We start from the raw sequence: 19,470 nt of genomic DNA on the forward strand, positions 1-19,470 counted from the left end.
TTTCCTCCTCAATTATAGGTCGCTCCCGCTTCGGAAGCCGCAACTTCCCGCGCAGCATCGGAAGCAAGCTCAAAGCTTGGCCAGCATCTCAACGGGTCAAACGCATAAGTCGGAAGATGAATCCTTCGCACCTGCTGCCGGTCGTACAGGAGAGTCCACGCAAGCTCGGCTCCTCGGGTATAAATCTGCGCGACTCGCAGCAATTGGCTTTCCCGGTTCGCAAGGTCCAGCTCCGCCAACAACTGATTTCCGGTGAGACTTAGCTGCGCCACATCGTTCTCGTTCAATTCTCCGACGTTCTTGACCGCCTTTGACAGCTTTACTTTTTTATGGGTTCCGTAGAATATCCGCTCGGCCGGCTGCGTCTTATGGTCAAACCGCTTCAGCTTCGTCAACAGCTCCGCCGTGGAATACGCCAGCACAGCCACTCTCACCTCATGGTGCTCGCGCGCGGTACCTGACGTATAGCATACGTCCTCGATACGCGCGTCCCCATTCCGCTCAAGGAAGCGGACATAGTCCTCCACCAGCCTTTTCAGCACGGTTTTATGTTTGGCGCTTAGCGTAAACAAATGCAGCGCCCCGTTTGAATCCGCCGGTTGCGCTCCGCCCCCGTCCGTGTCAACGAACTCTTCCAGAATCACATGGGCATTCGTGCCGGAAAAGCCGAAATTGTTGATCGCGCATCTTCTTACTCCGCCGATCGGCTGCCAATCCGCTGCGCTCCGCGCAACATAAAACGGCGACTCTTCGAAACGTATCTGTTGATTTGCCTCTGTAAAATTGGCGAGCGGCGGAATTTGCTTATGCTTCAGCATCAAGCAGCATTTCACCAAGCTCGATAGCCCGGAGGCTTCGTACAAATGGCCGATATTCGCCCGCACCGAGCCGATCGAACAGTACCCGGTGTCGGCCGTATATTGGGCATAGGCATCGGTCAGCCCTTGCACCTCGATGGGATCGCCGGCAGGCGTGCCCGTCCCTTGCGCTTCCACATAGCCTATCGTGGCCGGGTCCACCTTCGCCCGCTGCAAGGCTTCTACAACCGCAGCCGTCTGAGCTGCCGGATTCGGGGCCGACATCCCTGCGGACGTCCCGTCATGGTTCACCGCGCTCCCTTTGATGACGGCATAGACTGGGTCCCGGTCCCGTATAGCTGCGCTTAAGGGCTTGATCAATACGGCAATCACCCCTTCGCCTTCTCCCGTCCCGCCGCCTGACGAATCGAACGGTCTCGACCTGCCGTCGGCGGACTCGAACCCCGCTTTGAACCCGTCGTCGACCGGCACGGTTTTCAAGCGGACTCCGCCCACGAGCGCCTGCTCGCACTGCCCGTTCCGAATGGCTTCGCAAGCGAGATCCAAGGCGACCAAGGAGGAGGAGCAAGCCGTATCGACCATCAGAGCCGGGCCTTTCAGATCAAAAATATACGAGACTCTGCCGGCGATATTCGCGGACAAATATCCCGTCGGCGTACTCGCATCCTGCGACAAAGCGAGCATCCGCTGGTACTTGTAGCCGTCCATGTCCCCGATATAGCCTACATACACGCCGGTTTTCGTCCCTTTCAACCGGCCTCCGCCGTAGCCCGCATCCTCAAGCGCCTTAGCGGCCGTCTCCAGAAACAACCGCTGCGCCGGCGACATCGCGATCGCTTCCACGGGCAAAATTTTAAAAAACGGATAATCGAAGGTATCGATTTCATCCAGATAGGAAACCCGATGATACCGGAGGCGGTCCGGGTCGTACCCTTCTTTGGCCGCATAGGCAGACAAGTCCGCTTGACGGTTGGCCGGGAGGTCCCTGACCGTGTCGAGTCCCGAAATGATCGTTTCCCAATAGTCGTCCAGATTGTCGGCCTTGGGCAGCTTGACGGCCATGCCGACGATCGCCAGCTCCCCGGAGCGGTCATTCCCTTCCTCCATGCGGGGGAGGCGGGCTTGCTCCTGCCTGGCCTTGCTGCCGTATTGGATATGGCGGGCCAGCTCCCGAATGGTCGGATTCGCATACAGATCGGGCATTTTGACCTTGTCCCCATACCGTTCCTGCAGCGCGAAGGCGACCTGATTCAACTGAATCGAGCTGAAGCCCATCTCAAAAAAGTTGTCCGTCACTCCCGCCTCGGCGCCTTCCAGATGCTCTTGGCATACGGCTGCGATCTTCTGCTCCAGACCGCTAAGCTCCTCGTGCTCCAGCCTTTCCTTCCGCTTCCGGGCATCGGCAAGCTCGTTTAAGATCGGCGCGAATTCGCCGGCTTCGAACCGTTCAACCAGACTGAAGCGCTGAACCTTGCCGCTCGTCGTTTTCGGTATTTGCTTGATCGGTACTACATAGGCAATTTGAATGCCTGCTCGTAAATTAACCTCCCTTTTAATGTTACTTTCGACAAATAAGAAGTCTTCCGGCTTTTTGGAAAACTTAATAAAAGCGGCGACCTCTTCGGTTTGTTGTTTATAGTCACGTACCCCTCCTATCGCAACCTCGGCTTCGGTTAACGGTATGCCGGCAACCTCCAGCACGATCCGTTCCAAATCATGGGCATAATAATTTTGACCGTTTAAAAATAAGACATCCTTATATCTCCCGATCACCACCAGTCTGCCGTTTCGCATAAAGCCCAAATCGCCGGTGTTTAGCCACCCCTCCGGATTGAGCACTTCTTTCGTTTTTTCTTCCATATTATAATAGCCGCTCGTCACGTTCTCGCCTTTAATCTCAATAAAACCGACGGTGTTGTCCTTAACCGGTTCCCGCTCCGCATTCGTGATCCGCACGCTCGTATGCTTGATGGGATAGCCGACATCGACAAATGCCGCGGCATGAGCCGAGTGCTTGTCCTCCAGAAAAACGACCTCTTGGCCCACATTCATCCGTCTGCGGTCAATATAATAAGTTCTTATATTCCCCTCCGCAGCCTTCGGAAACGATACGACAAGACTGGCTTCGGCAAGCCCATAGCCCGGGTACATCGCCGCAGGGCTAAGGCTATACCTGCTCATGGCGGTCAAGAATTCCTCGCACAGGTTGGGAGATATCGGCTCCGCCCCATTGAAAATTTTGCGGACATGCGATAAGTCGTAAATGCCGCCGCCATCCGATTTTTTCATAAACTTTAAAAGATACCGGTACCCGAAATTCGGCGAGAACAAAATCGTGGAGCGATGCTTGCTGGCCTTCTCCAGCCAGATCGTCGGCCTTCGGACGAAATCGTTCGTCTGGATCTGCACCTGATCGATGTTGCAGACGACGGGCATCAGATGACATCCGATAATGCCCATATCGTGCGTGAGCGGCAGCCAAGTCAGCAGACTGTCCGCTCCGGTCATGTTCGATATATCGACGATCCCCTCGATATTGGCGAGCAGATTGCGGTGCGTCAGCACGACGCCCTTGGGATCTCCGGTCGAGCCTGACGAGAATTGAATGAAAGCGGTATCATTCGGTTGGGTGTCGTGGACCGTTCCTTCGGTTTCGTGGCCGTAAACCTCCGCGATGGGAATGACCTTTCCGGAAATGTTCGAGAAATCGATGCCCTTGCTGTCCGCATATTTCTTCAGGGTATCGTAGTGCTCCGCATCGCATATCAAATACGGATTGTTCAACCGGTTCCATATTTTAAAAAATTTCAGTCTGTGCTCATCGTTGCTGCCCGGGGTAACGGGCACCGGGACCATTCCGCCGAGAATGCCGGCCCAAAACATATGAATAAAGTCTTCGTTATCCTTTAACTGGAAAACCAATTCATCTTTGTGCCGGATGCCCTTGCTTTGCAGAAAACCTAATATTTTGGAGCTTGTTTTCAATAATTCGCGGTACGAGATTTTCTTTTCCTCGCCCTGCTTCTTCACAAAAACGATATGTCTTTCCTCGACCGACGTTTTGCTTAGAATCATCTCCGTTAATGTCATATGCCCCTCCATTTTTGCGCCATCAAAAATGCAGCTTTTCGAGCTAACATAGGGGAAAAATAGGATAAAAGCCTTGGAATAAGGATACACTAATACCTTCATCTGGTAAATAGGAAAAAGGCATTAGACGCCATTCGCGCCGAAACGACCCAACCAATTCAAGGTCATGAAAAAACCGGCCCTGAGCCAGGCCGGTTTTCCAGTTTCCCGTATATTGCTGCGTCTATTCTTCATACACCATTTTCGTATAATTTTTACTTATTCCGACATAAAATGCGATCATGACCAAGACGAATAGTCCTATTCCCAGCACCATTTGCAGGACAAAATTCACATTCAGCACCTTCTCCAGCATGTCCATCGCCACGACGCTGTGGGCGATTCCGACGATGACCGGCAGCACAAACGCGATACCGACTTGCAGGTAGACGGACCGTTCCACCTCTTTTTTGCTCATGCCGATTTTTTTGAGTATTGCATACTGCTCTTGATCCGAGAACGCGTCGCTCAATATTTTAAAATAGATCGTACTGAACGTGGCCAGCACAAAAACGATCGACATGATCAGCCCCAGGAAGAAAAACGTACCGAGCGTGTAATAATCCTGCGCAAATTGCTTCAAATATCCGTTCACTTTGCCGTCCGGTACGATGCCGGCAAGCGTCTGGACAAGCTTTTCGCTGTTTTCCTGCCCGGTGATCCGAATGCCGTTAAACGTAATTTCCGGGCCGCTCTCCCTCGCCTTCTCGTACGCGCTGTCCGGCACGACATAAATATTTTTTTTGCCGAACTTGGCGACGTTCCCTGTTACGGGCACCTGCCTGGCTTGCTTCAGCGAATACGTGGTTCCGTTCCAACGGATCTCTTCGCCGCCGACCCGAATCGGCGACGCCAGCGTATTTGCATTAATGATAAAGACGGCTTCGTTTTTATCCGGATCAATCCGTCTAAGCAGCTTTTCACATTCCGGATATTGCAAAAATTGAAGCGTCTTTTCAAGCTCGGAGTAACCGATCATATATGCGTCGTTGTTAAAATCGACTTTTTTACCGCTCACATACTCCACTTTCCCCGGCACCAGATGAATGGCGTTCCAGCCGAGCAATTGATGCTCCGACGCGGCGATCGCTTCCATCACTTTCACCTTGACCGCCGGATCGCTGCCCTCATAGCTGATGCTGTACGGCGCTTCGATAAGCTCGTGATCCTTCGCGTACTGCTTGAACGCCAGGCTGACACTGAAGGCGGTTACGGTAGCCGCCGCCAAGATGGCCGTCATCGCCAAGCTTCGATAATTCGACTTCAGCCGAAAAAAAATGTTGCTGACGCTCACCAGCCGGACGTTTTTATACACCATGTGCTTGGCCTTGACCCATCGGCTGAAAATAATCGTCAGGAAGCTTCCGAAGAAGAAGTAGGTGCCGAAGCTGACCAGAATCAGCGTCGCCATCGAAGCGGACAGCAGATCCGAAATCCAGTGCGTAAAGCCGGATGCCACCGCATAGCCTGCGGCGATCAAGATAACTCCCAGAATGCCTTTCGTATAATTCAATTTCGGGACAACGGGCTTCGCTTTCGTCGCATGGATCATTTGGATGAGCTGGCTTTTCTGGACTTCCCGGAAATTTCTGAACCCCAGCACCACGAAGATGAGTCCGAACACAATCACAAGCTGGATGATCGCCTTGATGGAGATCATGAACGGAATCTCAGCCTCCAGATACATCGCTTTTCCGAGAAGCATGAAGAACAGCTTCGAGAACAAAATGCCCGCCGCCAAGCCCAGAACCAAAGACAGCATACCCAGAAGCACACTTTCGATGGCGAACACTCTTCCGATCTTGGAGGTGCTGATACCCATCAGCATATAAATGCCGGTTTCCTTCTGCCGCTGCTTGAAAAAAAATCCGTTCGCATGCCACATAAAGAAAACGACGGTACACATCAAGACGAACCCGCAGGTCATGCTCGCCACCGTAGCCGATTGCAGCCGCGCCGTGATTTGGGCAAACGTATCGTTATATTGAATGGCCACGAAATTATAGTAGGTGGCTACGGTTACAACCAGAACGATCAAGTAAAATCCGTAGATTTGCAAGTTGTTTCTGAGAAGCGTGCAGGCGATCCTAAAGGAATTCATGACTGGTCCCTCCCATAACCGCTAGCATATTCAGCACCTTCTTGAACAGCTCCTGCTTATTGCCGTCGCTATCCAGCCGTCCGTGAATCCGGCCGTCCTTCAAAAACATCACTCTGTCGCAATAGCTTGCGGCTACGGCGTCGTGGGTCACCATAATAATCGTGGTGTCCAGCTTTTTGTTGACGCTTTTGAAGCATTCCAGCACCTCGGAGGACGATTTGGAGTCGAGCGCCCCAGTCGGTTCGTCGGCAAAAATCACTTTGGGCGACGTAATCAGCGCCCGGCATATGGCGGCACGCTGCTTTTGCCCGCCCGACAATTCGTACGGATATTTGTCGAGCTGCTCGGAAATGCCCAGCAATTGCGTAAGCTCGTCGATTTTGCTCAAGATAATATCGAGCTTGACGTTATTCAGCGTAAGCGGCAAGGCAATATTGTCCCGGATCGTCATATTGTCGAGCAAATTGAACGCCTGGAACACGAAGCCGATCGTATCTCTGCGGAACTTCGCCAGCTCCTTGTCCTTAATCGTCGTAATATCGTATCCGTCGATCGTGATGCGCCCCGAGCTCGGCCGGTCGATCGTCGACATCATATTTAACAAAGTCGTTTTGCCGGACCCGGACGGTCCCATAATCCCGACAAATTCGCCTTCGTCAAAATCAAGGCTTACCCCCTTCAAGGCCATAAAGGTGCTTGCCTTTTCGCCGTATTCTTTGGTTACATCCGACACCTCAACAATTTTCATCACTGCAATAACCCCGCTTGTTGGATTTATTCGAAAATGGTTGCTTTTATTATAAAGGGTTGGCGAAACAATCATCTATGGCCTAAGATTACATTTTGCACCGCTAAAGTGACATTCTTGTCACAGTAGACAAAAAAACCGCTTTTTGGGCAAAAGCGGTTGGACAAGAAAGGGATTAGGACTCCACCCATGTGCGAACGGGCTGTTCGGGAGCTTCGCAAACGCGAAGGAACGTCTCCCGCAGGTCGCCAAGCATCCGGCTGACGGCTTCGTCGCGGAAGCAGGCCTTCAGGTAAGTCATATAGATTTCGTAGCCTTCCGGGATGACACACACATCGACACGCAGCGGTGTCCCGGAATCGAAGATGGCCAGCGCTTTTTCGTACTCGTTCTCCAGCGGAACGTCGTGAAACCAGTCCATGCCGCCGGAAACCTCGAAATAAGAAGGCAGGTTTTGGAAAATCATATACGATTCGAATAGCGGCTCATCTTCCGCCACACCGATCCATGCCTTGATTTTCCTCAGCGGCGTATAATCCCATTGCGTGAGCAGGAGCTGCTTCTCTTGAATTTGCTGCAGAAGCTGCAACGCATTCTCGTTCCCGTCCACCCGGATGCGCAGCGGCAGCGTGTTGATCGTGGGACCGACAATGTCTTCCGCCCCTTCGTATTCCGGCTGTCTGCCGTTCGACATGACGCCGAACAGGACCTCCCTTTCTCCGGTATACCGGACCAGCAGCAGCGACCACGCCAATTGGAACAGCACGTTCACCGTAACGCGGCTTCGCAGAGCAAGCTCCCGCACCCGGTGCGGCGCGATAGGCTTGATCTGCACCAATTGCTTCGCAAAGCCCCGCTCTTTGGGCTGCCCGTTGAAAGGCGCATGCTTGATCAGCGGCGTTGCCCGGCGGAAATCCGCCAGCTCCGCGCTCCAATAGCGTCTGGGCTCCTCCAGCTCTCTGGAACGGAGCCAGGCCGCGTACCGGCCATAATACCGTGCAGAGGGTAGCTCGTAAGGCTTCCCTTCAAGCAAGGAGTAATAGCATTTGATCACGTGAATCAATACGATAAAATGGCTCCAGCCGTCCATCATCAGGTACGAGCAGCTCATTACCAATTGATGGTCACGCTCTCCGAGCGTGGCGAACATCACATCGTAGGTCGTCGGCCGGCCGATATATGCAAGCTCGCTTTCCAGCAGCTTGCGTTCCTGATAGCGCTTCAGCTCCTCCTGCTGGCGTTCTGCATCCCACCTGCGCCAATCGAGATATTGAACGGGAACCCGGATGCTGCGGCGCGTCAGTTGCACCGGCTCGGCAAGCCCTTCATAGACGACGGAGGTTTTGGTTAGCGCAAAATGGTTCGCTACCCGCTCCCACGCTTCGGTCATGAGCTCCGGCTCCAGCTTGTCCTTGAAGCGCATGACCATATTGACGAAAAATTGGGCCGGCTCGGGACGCCGCCGCATGACAGACAGCATGTAATCCTGCAAAGGCGTAAGCGGATAGACGTCTTCGATCTCTTCGGGAGCGATTCCCTCTATTCCCGCAAAGTCCTCCCGATTCAGACCCGCAAGCGGAAAATCAAACTCGTACCCGGCCGCCGCTTCGACCGGCGGCTGCTTCTCTGTTCCTCCTATTGCGCCGACCGCACGGCTCAGCTCGGCAATCGTCTGATGCTGGAACACCTGCTTGGTCGTAAGCTCCAGCCCGGCTTGTCTCGCCCGGGCGATCAGCATCATCGTCTTGATCGAATCGCCGCCAATCTCAAAATAGTTTTGGCGAATTCCTACCTTATCCAAAACGAGCAGCTCTTTCCAGATGTTGCACAGCACCTCCTCGACAGGATTGCGGGGCTCTTCGAACCGGTCGCCGGACAGGTCCGTTTCGGGCGCGGGCAGCGCTTGACGGTCGAATTTGCCGCTCGGCGTGAGCGGAAGCCGGTCCAGCACGACGAACGCCGAAGGAATCATATAGCCCGGCAGCCGGTCTCTCAGACTGCGGCGCAGCGATTCGATGTTCGGCGCAGAGCCTGCCTTTCCAGTCACGTATGCCGCAATCCGTTTGTCGCCGGGAGCGTCTTCGCGAACAAGCACAACCGCTTCTCTGACGGAAGGATGCGCGGCAATCGCCGCTTGAATCTCACCGAGCTCGATGCGGAAACCCCGGATTTTGACCTGGTCGTCGGACCTGCCCAGAAACTGAATGCGTCCGTCCGGCAAATAGCGTCCGAGATCTCCGCTCCGGTACAATAGCGCGCCCTCCTGTGCCGCGAATGGGTCCGGGACGAATTTTTCCCGTGTCAGCGCTTCCCTGCGCCAATAACCGCCCCCGACTCCGCGGCCGCCGATGCAGATTTCGCCGGGCACCCCGACCGGCACGGGCCGCAGCTCCCGGTCGGTAATATAGATCGTCGTATTCGGCAGCGGCCTGCCGATATGCGGAGGCCTGTAGGCTTCCCCGTCAGATTCGATGATGCGGAAGGTGCTGGCAATCGTGCATTCCGTGGGACCGTACAGGTCGTATACCTCGAACGGCAGACCCTGCGGCAGCTTGACGGTCCATTGATCCCCTCCGGTAAACAGCCGGCGGAGAGGCGCTTCCGCAGACCAGGGCACGGAGATCAGCCGCTCGGCCAGCGGGGTCGGCAGGAAAGCGAAGGTTATGCGGTTCCCCAGCATCCAATCGCGCAGCCGCTCCGGCTGCATTCTCGTCTCTTCCGAAGGGAGCCATAAAGACGCGCCTGAAACGAGCGCTCCCCAGATCTCGGCTACGGATAAGTCAAAGCCGACCCCCGAGGTAAAGCAGACCCGGTCGGAAGAAGACAGCGCCGAAGCGTCCCGGTACCAGTGCAAGAAATTGACGATCGACGCGTGCGGGATCATCGTTCCTTTAGGCCGGCCCGTGGAGCCGGAAGTGTAGATAACATAGGCCGTTTCGTCCTGAAGCGGCTTGTCTGAGGCGGGGGGCCGGTGTGCGGCCCGGTCACGCGACAAATCCCCGGACCGTTCCGCTTTCTGATCCACATAGAAGATCCGCGCATCGATTGCTTCGGGTAAAATCGGTCGAAGCAGCTCCGCCGTCAGCAGGATGGAAGCGAGCGAATCGCTCAGAATATATGCGATCCGCTCCTTCGGAAGGGCCGGATCGACCGGCAGATAGGCGCCGCCGGCCATCAGTACCGCCAGTTGGGCGACGACCATCTCCGGGGTACGCTCCAAACATACCGCCGTCACCGTTCCGGGACCCGCGCCAAGCTCGCGCAGCTGTACAGCCAGCCGCCCGGCCTGATCGGCGAGACCGGCATACGCCAGGGTGCCGCCGCCGCTTACAATAGCCGGACGCTCCGGCCGAAGGGAAGCCTGCTCCTGCACCATCCGGTGCAGCGTCGTCCCGAGCGGGTAATCCCGGTCCGTCCGGTTCCACTCCTCAAGCAGTACCCGCTCTTCCGCGGAGAGGATCGGCAGAGCGGCGACCGAAGCGTCCGGGCTGTCGGCGATGCCGGAGAGAAGCGTGGTCAGGTGGGTGATCAGCCGCCGCATCGTCGCTTCCTCGAAGAGGCTCCGGTCGTATTCCAAGGCCCCTTTCCAGCCGCTCTCCGTCTCGAACATCTCAAGGCTGAGATCGAATTTGGACGTCTCCGTCTCCACATCGAGCGGTTCGGCGGTGAGTCCGTCCAGGTCGAACGAAACCGGAGGCGTATTTTGCAGCGTGAACATCACTTGAAACAATGGAGAATAGCTAAGGCTCCGCTGCCCTGCCGTCTCTTCGACCAGCAATTCGAACGGAACGTCCTGATGGGCGTAGGCCTCCAGAGCGTTTTGGCGGACCTGCCGGAGCAGATGCCGGAAAGGAAGGCCTGCGCTCACTTCCGAGCGGATGACCAGCGTGTTGACGAAAAATCCGATCAGCGGCTCGACCTCCTTGCGGTTCCTACCCGACAACGTTGTTCCGACGCACAGATCCTCCTCCCCGGTATAGCGGTGCAGCAGCGTCTGGAACGCGGCCATCAACAGCATGAACGGGGTCGCCTGCTCTTCGGCGGCAAAACGGCACAGCCTTTCTTTAAGCTGCTGCGGCACCGTGAAGTGCAGCTTTCTTCCCAGATACTGCCGGACCGACGGTCGGGGGTAATCGGTCGGAAGCCGGAGCAGCGCAGGCGCTCCGGCCAGCCTCCGCTTCCAGTACGACAGCTGCTCTTGAACCGCATCCTCTTGGACCCATGTCCGCTGCCACTCGGCAAAATCGGCATACTGCAACCGAAGGGGCGGCAGCGGCGCAGCTTCTCCGCGAATAAAGGCGTTATACAACCCCAACAGCTCCCGGCCGAACCGGTGATGAGACCAGCCGTCCGTTATAATATGGTGAAAAGCCCAAAGCAGCACATGCTCTTTCTCCGCAAGAGCCAGCAGAACCGCGCGAAGCATAGGACCCCGTCTCAGGTCAAACGGCCTGTTGATGCGGGATATTTGCTCCCGGATCGCCGTCTCCTGCAGCTTGACCGGCCGGTCCCGCAGGTCCTTCCGCTCCAGCGGAACGTTCATCGTATCCAGAACAAGCTGATAAGCGTTGCCCTCTTCTTCGCCGAACACGGTGCGAAGCATCTCATGCCGCTGCACAACCGCCTGCAGGCTCCGCTCCAGCGCTCCGGCCCGGAGAACACCCTTCAGCTTGATGGCGTAGACCAAATGATACGCCGTTGATGCCGGCTCCAAAGAAGAGAAAAACCACAACCGCTGTTGGGCATAGGAGAGCGGACTTTTTCCGTCTTTATTCTGTCGCGCAGGAATTCCCTGCGACTGTGAAAAAACCGGGGCAGCCCCGCCTTGAAGCAGCCGGCCGAGCAGCGCCCGTTTTTCTTCCGACAATTGCGACCTGCGGGCCTCGATCGGATCTGGATTGGCCATCGTTCCTCTACTCCTTTACCGATTGGTCTTGTTCCAGCAGCTCGATGAAGGAAAGCTCGATGCTGTCCGCCAGCTCGGCAATGGTCTGCGCCTCGTACAGCCGCTTCACATTCAGCGGCACCGGATACGTTTCCCGGATGCGGGAAATCACCTGCATCTTGTTGAGCGAATCGCCGCCAAGCTCGTATAGCGGGGTATGGATGTCGATCTGCGGCAGGCCAAGCACTTCCTGGTAAAAGCGGCTGAGGTTCCGCTCCAACATCCGGCGCGGATCTCCATCTTCAAGCCGGCCCGGGGCTTCCGGTTCGGGCGGACTCGCACAAGCGGCTATCTCCGGCTCGGCGGCGCGGATTACGCTCCCGTCCTCCAGACGCCGAAGCGTGTACCGCTTGCGTTCGAACGGATACGTCGGCAGCGGCACGCGGCAGCGCTTCTCCAGCCGGTAGCGCGCCGGCCAATCGAGATCGCAGCCAGCCTCCCACAGAACGGCCAAGGTTTCCGTCAAGGATAAAGCATCGAAGCAGCTTAAAGCATCCCGGCTATCATCGCGCATCGGTGCACCGATGCTGATGACGCGCATAGGCCGCTCCTCCAGCGGCAAGTCAAGCGCCATGCGCAGCCAGCACCCATCACCCGGCGGATCCGGATCATGCCCCAATTCTCCCTGTCTTTCGTTTAAATACGGAATCTGCGCGGCGGCATGGGAAACGCTTCCAAGCACTCTTGCGAACGCCTCCTCCTCACCGCCCTCTTCGAGACTCACGCGGGCTATCGCCAGCCGGATCGCCTCCTCCAAGGGGTATACCCCGGCTATGCAGGCGGCGGCATATTCGCCTTCCTCCTCGCCGCCCACGAGCGCGGGCTGCAGCCCTAATTCCCCGAGGAAGGCGGCAACACTGCAAGAGGCGGCAACGGAAACAATGGCTCTTAAGCGGGGGGGCAGCTGCGGCAGCTCCGCAGCAGGCGGATCGGCACACAGTGCCGACGCAAGCCCGCTCAGCGACATACCGCTGACGGCTTCCGCCTTTTCCAAAGCTTGCAGTAATCCGTGACGAAAGACCGGCTCCGACCGGCACAATTCGAGCAGACCCGGAAGCTTGTTTTCCTCCCAAGGCAGAAACAGCCAGGCCTGTGCCTGATCTTCCGCCGGAGGACGGACCGTCCCCTCTGCAGCCCGACGGTCCAACAGACGCCGAGCTTCTTCCGCATCCCGGCAGACGACCGCTCTGCGCAGCGGATAAGCTTTTCGGCCTACCTGCGTCGTGAATGCAATTTCCTCCATCGGAGCGGACGGATGGGCCGACAAGTAGGCGGACATTCGCCCGCAAGCCGCAACAAGCGCGGGCTCCGTCTTCGCAGATAGCAGCAGCGCGTGCCAGGGTCGAGCAGACTCCGCTTCCTTTATATCAGGCGCTTCCTCCAGCACGACGTGGACGTTGGTCGCCCCGATGCCGAAGGAGCTGACACCCGCCCGCCGCGGGCTGCTTCCGGCCACCCAATCGGACAGCTTCGTATTGACGAAAAACGGACTGTTCAAAAAATCGATCTGCGGATTCGGCTCGCGGAAGTGAAGCGAAGGCGGAATTTGACGGTGATGCAGCGCCAGCACAGTCTTGATCAATCCGGCCACCCCGGCGGCGCAGTCGAGATGACCGATGTTGGTTTTGACGGACCCGATCGCACAAAATCCGCTTCGCTCGGTCCACTGCCGATAAGCCATCGTTAATCCGGCGATCTCGATCGGGTCTCCTACGGAAGTACCCGTGCCATGCGCTTCGACGTACGACACCGTATCCGGGTGAACGCCCGCCGACGCCAACGCATCGGCAATAACCTCCGCTTGCCCTTCCGGGCTTGGCGCGGTGAAGCCTGCCTTGAGACGGCCGTCGTTATTGACGGCGGAGCCGCGGATGACGGCATAGACGAAGTCTCCGTCCTCCACTGCCTTCTCCAGCCGCTTCAGAACGACGACCCCTACGCCGTTGCCGAAGACGGTCCCCTGCGCCTCGCGGTCGAAAGCGCGGCAGACGCCTTCCGGCGAGGTGATCAGCCCTTGCTGATACCTGTAGCCGGCGCGGTTCGGAAAGGTCACGGTGCTTCCCCCCGCCAGCGCCATGTCGCTTTCCCCGCTCAGCAGCGACTGGCAGGCCATGTGGACCGCGACCAGCGAAGTGGAGCAGGCGGTCTGAACCGTCACGCCCGGCCCTTTCAAGTTCAGCTTGTAGGAGAGCCGGCTTGTCAAGTAATCCTTGTCGTTCCCGAGCATGAGCTTCATAAGCTCCTCCAGACCGCTGTGGGGCTCATAGCGGGCAATGTGGTTCAGCATGTAGGTGCTGAGCGAGCAGCCCCCGAATACGCCGATCCGTCCTGCATACGTATCGGGCACGTAAGCCGCATCCTCCAAAGCTTCGTATCCGCATTCGAGGAATAACCGCTGCTGCGGATCGGTCCACTCGGCTTCGCGGGGGCTCATCCCGAAAAATTCGGCGTCAAACAGCTCCGGCTCGTCCAAAATTCCCTTGGCCTTGACATACTGCGGATGATTGAAGATTTCTTCCGGAATCCCGGCTTCTCTCAGCTCCTCGTCCGAGAACTGCCGGACGGCATGGATCCCCCGGCTCAATAGATCCCAGAACGCTTCCGGATTGCCCGCTCCCGGGAACCGGACGGACATGCCGATGACGGCAATGCCCTGTTCCCACAACGCTTCATCTTGGTTCAACTGCTTCGCCTCCCCTTAGCTTCCTATTTTTTAATTCCCGCAGCCCCTCTGGACTCCCTCTGCTTCCGCATCGTCGCTTTGCGCATTTCCGCCCTTGCTTCGGCCGCTGCCGCCCATGTCTTGCATACACGTTCGCCGAATAATCGTTCTGACAGCGAAGCAATCGTCGGATGCATAAAGAAGTCGGTCAGTTGGATGTCGCCATACCCCCGGCTTTGAATTTTCTCTACGAGCTGCGCGGCGTGCACGGAGTGGACGCCCAAGTCCAAAAAATTATCGTGGCGGCCGATCTCCTTCAAACCCAGCACCTCTTTCCACAGGCCGGCCAACAATCGCTCCCCGTCATTGCGGGGCAGCGTATCGACGGAAGCGGGGGCGACCGAAGCTTGCGGACGTGGCAGCGCTTTCTTGTCGATTTTGCCGTTTGGTGTGAGCGGAAGGCTGTCCAAACGTATGAAGTACGACGGAATCATATAAGCCGGAAGCTGCCGGCCGATATGCTCCCTCAGCTCGGCCCCGGAGATCGGCTCCGCCGATACGTAATACGCGGCCAAGTACGCGCCGCCCCGCTCTTCTTGGCCGTCCGCCACTACCGCCGCATGAACGAGCGGATGCCCGGACAAGACCGCAACAATTTCGCCCGGCTCGATCCGGTAGCCCCGAATCTTCAACTGATCGTCCATGCGCCCCAAGTACTCGATCGTTCCGTCGGCCAGATAGCGGGCCCGGTCGCCGGTCCGGTACATCCGGCCAGTCCGGTCGGTCTTATCCTCTGCCGGCTCCGGCACGAACCGTTCGGCCGTCAGCTCGTGACGGCCCAAATAGCCGCGGGCCACGCCCATACCGGCTATGCACAGCTCGCCCGGTACCCCGACCGGCTGAAGCCGGCCTTTTTCGTCCACAATGTAGATCCTTGTATTGACGATGGGGCGGCCGATCGTCAAATGCGCATCGTCCGTCACATCCTTCACCGTGGCCCAGACGGTCGTTTCCGTCGGACCGTACATGTTGAATACCCGAGCCTGCGCCGCCTCCCGCAGCCGCTCAAGAAGCTTCCCGGTCAGCGGTTCGCCCCCGACCAGCACGAAGCGCAGCGCAGCCAGCGCTTCCGTCATCCGCGGGCTGCCGAGCAGCAGCTGCAGCCGGGATGGTGTCGCTTGCAGCAGCTCGACCCGATGCTCCCGGCACAAATCGGCCAGCCGGCCCGGGTCCGTCTGCTCCTCCCGCGAAGCCATGACCACCGTGCAGCCAAGCATCAGCGGCAGCAGCGTTTCGAGCACGAACAGATCGAAGGTTACGGTCGTTAGCGACAATACCGTATGCAGCGAATCGATTGGTATCTCCCGAAGCATGCCGAGAAGGAAATTATGCACGGACCGGTGCTCGATCATGACGCCTTTGGGCTTTCCCGTCGACCCTGACGTATAGATGACATAAGCCAGATCCGATGGACCTGCCTCCTCCCCGGCCGAGGGTGGGGATGGAAAGGCCCATTCCTCTTCCCGGTCCAGCAGCACCGTCTTTCTGCCGCCCGTTCCTTTCTCCGCGTAGGCCGACTCGGTGAGGACAAGCGTGCATCCGCTGTCCTCAAGCATGCCGCGGATCCGCTCTTCCGGATAGTCGGGATCGAGCGGAAGATACGCCGCTCCCGCCTTGCTTACGGCAAGCATTCCCGCAACGAGCGGAACCGAGCGGTCGGCCAGCAGAGCGACGATCTCCCCGCGGGCAATACCGTTCGTCCGGAGCACGCCGGCCAGCCGGTCGGCCAACCGGTTCAATTCCTCATACGTTATCCGTTCTCCGCGGCAGACGAGCGCGGTCCGCTCCGGCGTCTTCGCCGCCTGTTCTTCGAACAGCCGATGGATCGTCTTCTCCTGCGGATATCCGACCCGAGCCCCGGTGAATAAAGCCAGCAGCCTGCTTTTCTCTTCCTCGCCGGCAAGAGTGACGTCCGCTACCGTATCGTCGGGGGACCGAAGAATCTGTTCCGTAACGGTTACGATCTGCTGCAGCATCGTCTGGATTTCCTTTTCGTCAAACAAACGGGTCCGGTAGTCGACGACCAGCTCCAGCCTGTGCATGTCCGGCCATTCTTTGATATGCACGATAAAATCATTCGCCTCATGCCCGCAAAAAGCAGGGTGAACTTCCACCTCGAAACGTTCAAACTTCATGATATCGAACGGCTGGTATTCTACCGAGATGCCGAACAACCGTTGGATATCTTTGACGTGGTGCCTCCTTCTTACGTCTTGAATCAATTTATTGTACGGATATTTTTGGTGGCGCAGCATGACGCTCTGTTCTTTTGATACATTTTGTATCAATGCGCTTAGCTTCCATTCCGGATTCAGGCTTAATCTGGCTGCAACCGTGCTGGCAAACATGCCGACCGTCTCTTTGAGCTTCCTCGCTGTCCGGTTTCCGAAGATCGCCCCGATGACAACGTCGCTCTCTCCGGTTACTTTATAGACGTAAGTGTAGAAAGCCGCCATAAAAACGGTAAACGCGCTCACCTGATGGCTTTGACAAAACCGTTTCAGCCCGGCATAAAGCTCGTCGGACAAAGTCAAGCCTGTTCTTTCCGCAGCCGTGCTTGTAGACAAGGGATTGTAGCTCTTCATCCCTGTGAGCTGCGGAAGCTCGCGGTATTTGTCCGCCCAGAATGCTTGATCCTTATCATGCCGCTCCGACTTTTCATAGTCGAGCTCCGCCAGAATACAATCCGCATAAGCATCCGTCTCCTTCTTTTCGGGAACGGTTCCATTCAGCGAAGCATCATAGTTTCGGCTAATCCGGTTAATGGCCAAAATCATCGCTATGCCGTCGCAGATCGCATGATGCATTTGAAAGCTGTACCAGAGCTCCTCCGGACCGATTTTCAGAATGACGAATTGATACAAATTGGCGGCAAGTCGTTCGCCGGGCGCGCTGTTGTGACCTTTCAGCCATGCCTCGGCTTTGGCTTGCGCTTCGGTTTGCGGCAACTTTTCATCGTGGGAGAAATCGATCGTTTTAATTTCTTGAGGCGTATAGGGGGTGACGATTTGCATGAGCTCCCCGTCCTTGGAGACGATCTTAATGCGAAATGCGTCATTTTGCCGGATCGTCCATTGCATAGCTTGCTCCAACAGCTCAGGGGAGGCCTTTCCTTTCATTTTCACGGTTGCGGAGAGAATCGAAGCGGTTGTATTCGGATAAAGCAAGTCTGTGTACCACACTCTTCGCTGAGCTTGCGTTAAAGGATAGTACCGGACGGCATCCTCGCTCAAAACAGCTCACTCCCTGCTAAATGAGGTTTTTTATTATATTTTAAGCTAATTATAGTATACTTGTCATATTTTGTCTCCCCAAAACAAATATTTTTCTATCTCTGACCGGGAAATACGCCAGCCGTTACGTGAAAATGACCAGGTTCGACAAGCGAATCCCGGTCTTGGAATAAAGAAAATGCGACGCATAGCTTTACATCGTCTTCGGCTTATAAGGTCCTAGCTGCCGGGGAGAAAACCGGTAACGGGAGTTCGGGTCCTTCAGCCACATGTTCCCTTTGATGATCAAAAGATAAACGGCAATGACAAAATATACGGTGCCCGCAATCCAGTCCGTCGCGCTAGCCAGCTTCTGCGTCACGATGTGATGAACGTACCATCCTCCCACCGGAATATGAAGAAACACGACGGCGAACAAACCGGGATTGTATAAGGTCCTTCCTTTCAGATTGGCGAAAATGCCGTGCCAGATCAGTTGGAAAAAACCCATGAGCATCGGAGCGAGGCCAAGCCAGATAACATTCGGATACAGCAGGGGAAGCAGGTAAAAGACGTAGGCGATGACCAGATTGATGACCATGGCCGATTGCGAATTGAGCGGATACCGGTCCGGGTGCCCGCTTTTAAAAATAAGCGCATTGAACAAGCCTCCGAAATAGCCCGGCCAGCGGTACTCTTCGAATTGATGCACCAGAATCGCGACAAAGCTCAGCCACAGCACCACGTTTATTTTCGGAATTCCGCTTCCGCTCACGATCAAGTAGATGCACACGGCCAGTGCTACAAGCATCCCCAGGTCCTGCCAATACTTTCTTAAGAAATTCATGGCTTCTCTCCCCTATTCTCTTTATTTTCCGTGAAAATAGCGTTCCAAGAACCAATCGATCTGCTCCCCGACCGGCAGCATCTTCACGCCGGCTCCCGTTTCGAGAATCGGCTTCATTAAAGCGGGAAGGAAAATCGCGCCGAACAGCTGCGTTATCATCATCATTAACTTGTCCGGACGGTCCTCCTGCGTGATCTGCTGCAATACGGCTTGAATTTTGTGAAAACCCATCTCGCGGAGGAACTCGCCGTATTCGACCTGCGATGCGAACATGGCGGTTCCGGTGGCGATGATTCGGGAGACGAGCTCCGGGTGCTGCTGAATGACCTGTACGTAAAGCGTCAGAAACGTTTTTAACCGCTCTTTCGGCGGCACGGCGGAATCGTCCAATACGTCGAATGTCCCGCGAAAGCCGAGCAGCATAATTTTAATCGCCTCGCTGATTAATTTTTCTTTGGAGCCGAAATAGTAATTGATCAGCGCAATATTGGTGTCCGAGCGGGCGGCGATTTTTCTTATGGTGACGTTCTCGAAGCCTTCGTTCTTGATCATGTCCAAGGTCGCTTGCAAAATTTTGTCTTTGGTTTCCTTTTGATCCGGCGGCATAGGCGCTCCTCCTCTTAGAAGCTGCGTATTAATCAATGTTTTAAACAATGTTTTAATCATTGTTTAATTGAATCGTAACACCCTTTTTATTCCAACGCAATAGGTCAAACGCTGCCGTCTGTGAATAAACCGTGACATGATCCAAGCCCCTTAAGACTGTCATATATTACAAATTAAGTAATACAATGAATTTCGTAACGCATTCCCATCTTCATGGAGGTGTTTTTATGTTCAAGCGTCGCAAGCTTTGGAGTACGGTGGCCGCCGCAATCGTACTCACCCTGGCGGTCCCTGCGGCTATGGCGGGAACGGAAGTCCCGGCCAGCGCCGAGCAGAGGCAGC

8 protein-coding genes are annotated in these 19,470 nt (G+C 56.1%); all 8 read right to left on the reverse strand.

Annotated elements, in window-relative coordinates; all coding sequences use genetic code 11:
- Positions 1–8: 8 nt before the first annotated feature.
- The 8 genes from PEH01S_RS21745 to PEH01S_RS21780 all read right to left on the reverse strand — a co-directional run bounded on the left by PEH01S_RS21745 (position 9) and on the right by PEH01S_RS21780 (position 19,128).
- Complete coding sequence (locus PEH01S_RS21745) at positions 9–3,908, reverse strand: beta-ketoacyl synthase N-terminal-like domain-containing protein (RefSeq protein ID WP_164827971.1); 3,900 nt, start codon at positions 3,906–3,908, stop codon at positions 9–11.
- 223 nt (positions 3,909–4,131) lie between these two features.
- Entirely contained in the window at positions 4,132–6,048 is a 1,917-nt protein-coding gene (locus tag PEH01S_RS21750) for an ABC transporter permease (RefSeq protein WP_025850428.1), read from the reverse strand.
- A complete protein-coding gene (locus tag PEH01S_RS21755) occupies positions 6,035–6,796 on the reverse strand; it encodes an ABC transporter ATP-binding protein (RefSeq protein ID WP_036714359.1) in 762 nt (253 codons plus the stop codon). The genes PEH01S_RS21750 and PEH01S_RS21755 overlap by 14 nt, the downstream gene beginning before the upstream one ends.
- Positions 6,797–6,971: 175 nt before the next feature.
- Positions 6,972–11,702, reverse strand: coding sequence for a non-ribosomal peptide synthetase (locus PEH01S_RS21760; RefSeq protein ID WP_127487981.1), 4,731 nt, complete (start codon positions 11,700–11,702; stop codon positions 6,972–6,974).
- 7 nt (positions 11,703–11,709) lie between these two features.
- Positions 11,710–14,424: a type I polyketide synthase gene (locus tag PEH01S_RS21765; protein WP_127487983.1), complete on the reverse strand. Its 2,715-nt coding sequence runs from the start codon at positions 14,422–14,424 to the stop codon at positions 11,710–11,712.
- 23 nt (positions 14,425–14,447) lie between these two features.
- Complete coding sequence (locus PEH01S_RS21770) at positions 14,448–17,696, reverse strand: non-ribosomal peptide synthetase (RefSeq protein ID WP_127487985.1); 3,249 nt, start codon at positions 17,694–17,696, stop codon at positions 14,448–14,450.
- 193 nt (positions 17,697–17,889) lie between these two features.
- Entirely contained in the window at positions 17,890–18,522 is a 633-nt protein-coding gene (locus PEH01S_RS21775) for an HXXEE domain-containing protein (protein WP_025850433.1), read from the reverse strand.
- A gap of 21 nt (positions 18,523–18,543) precedes the next feature.
- Positions 18,544–19,128: a TetR/AcrR family transcriptional regulator gene (locus tag PEH01S_RS21780; protein ID WP_127487987.1), complete on the reverse strand. Its 585-nt coding sequence runs from the start codon at positions 19,126–19,128 to the stop codon at positions 18,544–18,546.
- Positions 19,129–19,470 lie beyond the last annotated feature (342 nt).

The organism is Paenibacillus ehimensis NBRC 15659 (assembly GCF_004000785.1).
GTDB classification, from domain to species: Bacteria; Bacillota; Bacilli; order Paenibacillales; family NBRC-103111; genus Paenibacillus_G; species Paenibacillus_G ehimensis.

What these genes read in the sequence shown, in the direction of transcription:
- PEH01S_RS21745 (WP_164827971.1), bottom strand. Translation starts at nt 3,908, where the DNA reads ATGACATTAACGGAGATGATTCTAAGCAAAACGTCGGTCGAGGAAAGA.
- PEH01S_RS21750 (WP_025850428.1), bottom strand. Translation starts at nt 6,048, where the DNA reads ATGAATTCCTTTAGGATCGCCTGCACGCTTCTCAGAAACAACTTGCAA.
- PEH01S_RS21755 (WP_036714359.1), bottom strand. Translation starts at nt 6,796, where the DNA reads ATGAAAATTGTTGAGGTGTCGGATGTAACCAAAGAATACGGCGAAAAG.
- PEH01S_RS21760 (WP_127487981.1), bottom strand. Translation starts at nt 11,702, where the DNA reads ATGGCCAATCCAGATCCGATCGAGGCCCGCAGGTCGCAATTGTCGGAA.
- PEH01S_RS21775 (WP_025850433.1), bottom strand. Translation starts at nt 18,522, where the DNA reads ATGAATTTCTTAAGAAAGTATTGGCAGGACCTGGGGATGCTTGTAGCA.
- PEH01S_RS21780 (WP_127487987.1), bottom strand. Translation starts at nt 19,128, where the DNA reads ATGCCGCCGGATCAAAAGGAAACCAAAGACAAAATTTTGCAAGCGACC.